The following is a 6,095-nucleotide window of genomic DNA, read 5'->3' on the forward strand; positions in this document are numbered from 1 at the left end:
GCCCAGGCGACTGTTCGGGGTCGATGGAACGGCGGACGAAGACCCTCGCTCTCCCACGGGCTTCAAGGCCCAAAGATGCTCCGGTCTCTCGTCCGCCACCGCACCTGCTGCAATAGCAGAGTCGGCAAGGGACAAGTTACAAAGGTGCCCGAAGGCGGATGAGGGGCAGCGCCGATGCTTGCGATCAGAACTCGGCGCTTGCCCTACCCCTCACCCTGCTCAGCCGGCAAGCCGGCCTCGCTTTCCCTCTCCCCGTAAACGGGGCGAGGGAGAGGCCCTACTCCTCCGGCTCCGTCGTAAACAGCAGCGGATAGCCCTTCGCCTTGCCGGCGTCCGTCGCTCGCGTCGCCTTGGTTTCTGCGACATCCTTGGTGAAGACGGCGACGACGCAGACGCCGCGCCGGTGCGCGGTGATCATCACCTGTTGCGCCTGGTCCTCGCTCAGCCTGAACTCGGCCTTCAGCACCGTCACCACGAATTCGCGCGGCGTGAAGTCGTCGTTGATCAGGATGACCTTGTAGAGTTTCGGCCGCTCGGTCTGCGGCTTCGTTCTGGTGCGTGGCTTGGTGACGGTTTCTGGCATCGGAAACCCGGCAACTGCGAGCAAGGCTCTTACTTTGTCATGCGAGCGCGCGACCGTCCATTTCCGGCGACGGCGCGGCCATTCACGAATCTATGTGGGAGCTATCGTGCGCCGTTCAACGGCCGTGGCGGCCGGCGATGCGGCCGGCGGACGGGCCGTCCGCCCGGCGTTCCATGAACGCGGCGACCGCCCAGGCTGCGAACGCAATCAGGGTCGTGGCCGTCAGCACGATCAGCAGCCAGGTCTGCATCGGCGTGATGTAGTCCCAGTTGGTGGAAATCTCGGGCGCGAACAACGAAGGCTCGGTCCGCCCGCTGGCCGGGTCCGGCACCGGGCTCGCGGTGAACAGGATCAGCATCCTTGCCAGGCCGGTAACGACCAGGCCGCCAAGCGCAATTGAACGCATAATGGACGAAAGCCGCTTCTTCATGCGGATTGTCCTACGGGGTCGGCATTGCGACCAGGTTAAGGATCGCCGTTTGTGGGACCAGTTTCAGCGCGCCGGACCGGGTGCGATCCTGATGCCGGCTCGGCGGCGCCAGTCGAGCCAAGGCCGCTCCAGCCGGATATCGGCTGGAGCGGCCTTGATGCAAGAGCAGGCTTGCGGATCAGGACTTCTTCGCCGGAGCCTTGTTGGCCTTCTTGACCGGGCACTTGTGCGTCTTGGTCACCTTGCAGACCTTCTTGGCGGCAACCTTCGTCGGAGCGGCCTTGGCCGGCGCGGCGGTCGCCGGAGCGGTCGTCGTAGCAGCCGGAGCAGCGGTCGTGGTCGCGGCGGCATTGCCGAGAGCCGGCATCGAGAAGGCCAGAGCAACACCGAGGCCGAGGGCGGAGAGGAGGGACTTTTTCATGGCTTCACTTCCTTTTTTCATGCGGGTCGGAATTCGAGCGTCACTGAACCGGGTCGATCGGTGTCACTCCAAGCAGCTTCAAAGCGTTCGCGAGCATCCGGATTCCCTGCGCCTGCTTCTTGTTGGCGCAGAACCGGTTTCCCTTTCTCTGAAGTGCCTTCGCCGCGGTGACCTGCGTTGCCGCGGCATGGGTTTCGAGGGCTTCGTCAACTTGACGGCTTAGATCGCTGCACCGCTCGGCCCGGGTGATCGGCGTCACCTTTGCATTGGAGGCCGCGACCGCTGCCGTGACGAGCGAAATGCTAAGCAACGCACCCATCAAGCTGATCGTGAACCTCTGCATCGGTCTTGTCCGTTACTCCCGAGACTAGCGTCGCAGCCGGTGATCTGACCGCCACGACATCGGTTATGCCCTTGAAATTTTTCAGGAGTTTTTCCGGACTGTAGAATTTTGTTTCTGGATTGTTTCTGGTGAATCCAGCCTCGCGAAGCATCGTCGCCACTGGCCAAGATATGGCCGGAATTCTATCGTGTGGGTGATATCGGAAATGACCGCCAGGCCACCAGAATGACAGGGATCCCGTGAAATCCGACGCACACATACTGATCGTCGACGACGACAAGGGCATACGCGACCTGCTTCAGGAGTTCTTCCAGAAGCGCGGCCTGCATACCACGGTCGCCGCCGACGGCACTGAGATGGAGGCGATCCTTCGCCGCGCGCAGGTCGACCTCATTGTCCTCGACGTGATGCTGCCTGGAAAAAGCGGGCTCGAGCTCTGCCGCGAGCTCCGCGCCAACTACACGACGCCGATCATCATGCTGACGGCCGTCACCGAGACGACCGACCGGGTCGTCGGGCTTGAGATGGGCGCCGACGACTATGTGCCGAAGCCGTTCGATCCGCGCGAGCTGCTCGCCCGCATCCGCGCGGTGCTAAGGCGCAACGGCGCCGCCGAGCCGCGCCGGCCGGCCGCCAAGCAGATCTTTCATTTCGCCGGCTGGACGATGGACTGCTCGCGCCGACGGCTGACGGCGCCCGGCGACGTCAGGGTCGAGCTGACCATGGCCGAATTCAACCTCCTGCAGACCTTCGTCAAGAGCGCGCAGCGCGTGCTGACCCGCGACCAACTGATCGAGCTGTCGGGCGGCGACACCGGCTACAGTTTCGACCGCAGCGTCGACATCCTGGTCAGCCGGCTGCGGCGCAAGATGGAGGACGATCCGAAGACGCCGAAACTGATCCTTACCGTGCGCAGCGGCGGCTATCAGTTCTTGCCCGAGACGACCACCGAATGAGACGCTTCCTGCCGCAGACATTGCCTGTCTGGGTGCTGCTCATCGTCATTGCCGGCCTGCTGATCAGCCAGGTCGCGACGCTCTACATCGTCTCGCGCGACCGCGCCGCCGCCAATGACGTGGTCGATCTCTACCGGCTGAACGACCGCGCCTTCTCGCTGGTGCAGCTGATGCATGATGCCACGCCCGAGGAACGCAAGGCGACCGCGTCGGGCCTGTTCAACGCCACCTATGCGCTCACTGTTTCGGATACGCCCGCAGTCACCTCCTCGATCGCCGGCGACGACGAGCTCGCCGAGCTGGAGGACATCCTCGTTGGCCGCCTGTCGAAATTCGGCATCACCGACGCGCGCGTCCGGCGCGATCCAGCGTCGCGCGAGGCCGACGCCCCCGGCGGCACGGTTCCCAACAAGGACGTCGGCCAGGTCGAGCGCGACCTTCTGGTGCTGGCGGCGGACTTTGCCCAGAGCGACAAGCTGACGGCGTCGCTGCGCTTCGCCGACGGCCAGTGGCTGAACTTCACCGAACCGAACACCCCGGTCGGGCCGATCCTCAGCTTCGACAGCCTGCCACTCTATTCGCTGATTGCCGGGCTGGTGGTCGCGATGTCGATCTGGTCGCTGCGCCGGCTGACCGCGCCCTACCGGATGATGGAAACGGCGGTGAACCGTATCGGAAACGACCTGAAGAGCCCACCGATCTCCGAAACCGGCAGTCGCGAGATCCGCGCCGCCGCCAAGGCGGTCAACGCCATGCAGGGCAGGCTGCGCGACTATGTCGAGGACCGCGAGCATCTTGCGGCGGCCCTCGCTCACGATCTGCGCACGCCGTTGACCAGGATGCGGCTGCGCCTCGAACTGCTGCGCAAATCGCCGGCGCGCGAAGCGCTCGCCCACGACCTTGCCGACATCGAGAGCATAGCAAGCTCGGTCATCGACTTCGCCAAGTTCGAAGTGACCGAGGAAAAGGCCGAACGCATCGATTTCTGGTCACTGGTGGAATCGATCGCCGACGGTTTCGAGGAGGTTTCGTTCGACAATGACGGCAATCGGCCACGGGGCCTGATCTGTGTCGCCCGGCCGGTGGCGCTGAAACGTTGCGTCACCAACCTGGTCCAGAACGCCGTGATCTATGGCAAGAAGGCGCATCTCAGCCTGGAGCGGTCAGAGCACACGGTCACGCTCGCCATCCGCGACGAAGGGCCAGGCATCCCGCAGGCCCAGCTCGACGCGGTGTTCGGCTCATTTGTCCGCATCGAGCAGTCGCGCAACCGCCAGACCGGCGGCCTTGGCCTTGGCCTGACCATTGCCCGCAACATCGCGCGCGCCGCCGGTGGCGAAATCAGCCTCTCCAACAATCCCGAAGGCGGCCTGCTGACACAGTTGCGACTGCCGCTGGCAGGTTGAGTCAGGAAGTGGGCGGCCAGATCGGCGGCGGGACTGGATCACTCACGCCATCCTTGTGATAGTGCGGCCCGCTCCAGCATGAGGAAAACCACACCCATGTTCTACGCCATCCTGGCCTACCACGTCGAACAAACCGTCCAGTCCTGGACGCCCGAAGAGGATGCGGCGCTGATGGACAACCTGCTCGAGATCAACGACAGGCTGACGCGCGAGGGCAAGCTTGGCCCAGCGGCAAGGCTGGGCGCGACCGCCGACGCCGTCACGCTGCGCGGTCCGGGTGACGGCATGGTGATCGACGGTCCCTTTGCCGAGACAAAGGAACAATTGCTGGGGCTTTACGTGCTCGATTGCACCAGCCAGGACGAGGCGATTGCCACGGCGCGCGACCTCAAGCGCGTCAATCCCACCGCTGTCTACGAGATCCGGCCGGTCATGCTTTATCTGCCTGGCGCGCCGCTTCCCGGCAGCGCGGGATGAGAAGAGCCTGCAAGGCAATCCAGAAGTGCGCCTGGGCAAGGGTCACCGCAGCGGACTGCACCCGGCGATGCGGCCGCGGGCCACGACATCAGCGGGAGCTTCATCGGCCGGATAGCCGAAGTCCTTCAGTTCAGACATCGAGAGACCGGCCAAAGCCCTGCGTTGCATCGAATCCTGATACCGGCGCCGAAGCCCGGCGAAGACAGTCGCGACACGGGCAGCGAGCTTGCCGGCAAAACGGGAGGTCGGCTGGATGGTCCTGAGGCTGATGTAGGTCATTGTAATTCTCCCTCGTTCGAACTCACGAGGGCAATGTCCCGCCGGCGCGCTTTGCTAATGTTCATGCAGGCGTGAAACCGCAGGAAAAACCACGGATGGAAGCGCTAAATCGTCGTTAAGTCGACGGCGGGACGTGATATTCTATCCGAGGCTGTTTCTCGGGGGTCGGGGTGCACATCCGATTGCTTGGCGACATCGAGGTTGCTTCTGCAGGAGGGCAACCTTTGCATTTCGCGACGCGCAAGACGTCGCTGCTGTTTGCCGCGCTCGTTTTGGCTGGCCCCAAAGGCCTTCGCCGCGAGAGGGTGGCGGCGATGCTGTGGGCCGGCAGCGGCGAGCAGCAGGCGCGAAATAGCCTGCGCCAGGCCCTGGTCGACATCAGGCGGCTGTTTCCGTCCACCGGCGACGAGGCCATTCGCCTGGAAGGCAATGCCGACACCATCTGGCTGGCGGCGAATGCCGATGAAGCCGACATCTGGATTTTTGACCAGAAGATCCAGGCCGATGACGGTGAAAGTCTCGCGACTGCGGCCGACTTCTACCGGGGCGACCTGCTCGACGGGGTGTCATTGCCGCATGAGATCGACGAATGGCTTGCGCCGTTTCGGGCGAACTACACCCGCAAGGCGCTGGACCTGGCCGAGCGGCTGAGCCTCTTGCCGGAACTGGGTTCGCGCCAGGAACAGGCCTGTGAAAGCCTTGCCGAAAGGCTGGTGAGTCTCGACCCATGCGCCGAGCAGGCCCACCGCGCCCTGATCCGCATCTTCCGCCGCCGTGGCAGGACCAATGACGCCTTCCGCCAGTTCCTGGCCTGCAAGGAAGCGTTGAAGCGCGAGCTCAGCGTCGAGCCCGAAGAGGCAACGCGGGCGCTCGTCGAACGCATCGAAGCGCCGCCGGAGCATCTGAAGGAACCCATAGCCGAAGGCGGCCTGCCTACCCGCCCGGAAGCGAAGGCGGAGCCGCTGCGCCCTACCGTTTCCATGCCGGAAAAGCCGTCGATCGCGGTCCTCCCGTTCCAGAACATGAGCGGCGACGCCGAGCAGGATTATTTCACCGACGGCGTGGTTGAGGAGATCACGACCGCGCTATCGCATGTGAGCTGGCTGTTCGTGATCGCGCGGAATTCCGCCTTCGCCTACAAGGGTCACGCGGTCGACGTCACGCGCGTAGCGCGGGAACTCGGTGTGCGCTACGTGCTGG

Annotated in this window: 9 protein-coding genes; 4 read left to right on the forward strand and 5 right to left on the reverse strand. The window is 64.2% G+C overall.

All coding sequences use genetic code 11. The features are described 5' to 3' along the window. Positions 1–277: 277 nt before the first annotated feature. From clpS to EN781_RS22970, 4 genes are all read right to left on the reverse strand, one after another. Entirely contained in the window at positions 278–583 is a 306-nt protein-coding gene (gene clpS, locus EN781_RS22955; protein ID WP_126058653.1) for an ATP-dependent Clp protease adapter ClpS, read from the reverse strand. Positions 584–698: 115 nt separating this feature from the next. Continuing rightward, positions 699–1,013: a hypothetical protein gene (locus tag EN781_RS22960; RefSeq protein ID WP_126058652.1), complete on the reverse strand. Its 315-nt coding sequence runs from the start codon at positions 1,011–1,013 to the stop codon at positions 699–701. A gap of 178 nt (positions 1,014–1,191) precedes the next feature. After that, positions 1,192–1,434, reverse strand: coding sequence for a hypothetical protein (locus EN781_RS22965; protein ID WP_126058651.1), 243 nt, complete (start codon positions 1,432–1,434; stop codon positions 1,192–1,194). A 40-nt stretch (positions 1,435–1,474) separates the two neighbouring features. Beyond that, positions 1,475–1,777 carry a hypothetical protein gene (locus EN781_RS22970; protein ID WP_126058650.1) on the reverse strand — a complete coding sequence of 101 codons (303 nt, stop codon included), beginning with the start codon at positions 1,775–1,777 and terminating at the stop codon, positions 1,475–1,477. Positions 1,778–2,016: 239 nt separating this feature from the next. On the opposite strand from EN781_RS22970, the gene EN781_RS22975 reads away from it, so the two are divergent. The 3 genes from EN781_RS22975 to EN781_RS22985 all read left to right on the forward strand — a co-directional run bounded on the left by EN781_RS22975 (position 2,017) and on the right by EN781_RS22985 (position 4,616). Beyond that, positions 2,017–2,733 carry a response regulator transcription factor gene (locus EN781_RS22975; protein WP_126058649.1) on the forward strand — a complete coding sequence of 239 codons (717 nt, stop codon included), beginning with the start codon at positions 2,017–2,019 and terminating at the stop codon, positions 2,731–2,733. Further along, positions 2,730–4,139 (forward strand): ATP-binding protein, encoded by a 1,410-nt coding sequence (locus tag EN781_RS22980; protein WP_126058648.1) that lies wholly within the window; start codon positions 2,730–2,732, stop codon positions 4,137–4,139. Before EN781_RS22975 ends, EN781_RS22980 begins: the two co-directional genes overlap by 4 nt. Before the next feature lie 96 nt (positions 4,140–4,235). After that, entirely contained in the window at positions 4,236–4,616 is a 381-nt protein-coding gene (locus EN781_RS22985; protein WP_126058647.1) for a YciI family protein, read from the forward strand. 42 nt (positions 4,617–4,658) lie between these two features. Here the strand turns inward: EN781_RS22985 and EN781_RS22990 are convergent, their stop codons facing one another. Beyond that, positions 4,659–4,895 carry a hypothetical protein gene (locus tag EN781_RS22990; protein WP_126058646.1) on the reverse strand — a complete coding sequence of 79 codons (237 nt, stop codon included), beginning with the start codon at positions 4,893–4,895 and terminating at the stop codon, positions 4,659–4,661. Between the two features lie 224 nt (positions 4,896–5,119). Here EN781_RS22990 and EN781_RS22995 point away from each other — a divergent pair. Continuing rightward, positions 5,120–6,095, forward strand: a 976-nt coding sequence (locus EN781_RS22995) for a BTAD domain-containing putative transcriptional regulator (protein ID WP_281034390.1), incomplete at its 3' end; no start/stop codon positions are given.

The organism is Mesorhizobium sp. M4A.F.Ca.ET.090.04.2.1 (genome assembly GCF_003999085.1).
Lineage (GTDB): Bacteria > Pseudomonadota > Alphaproteobacteria > Rhizobiales > Rhizobiaceae > Mesorhizobium.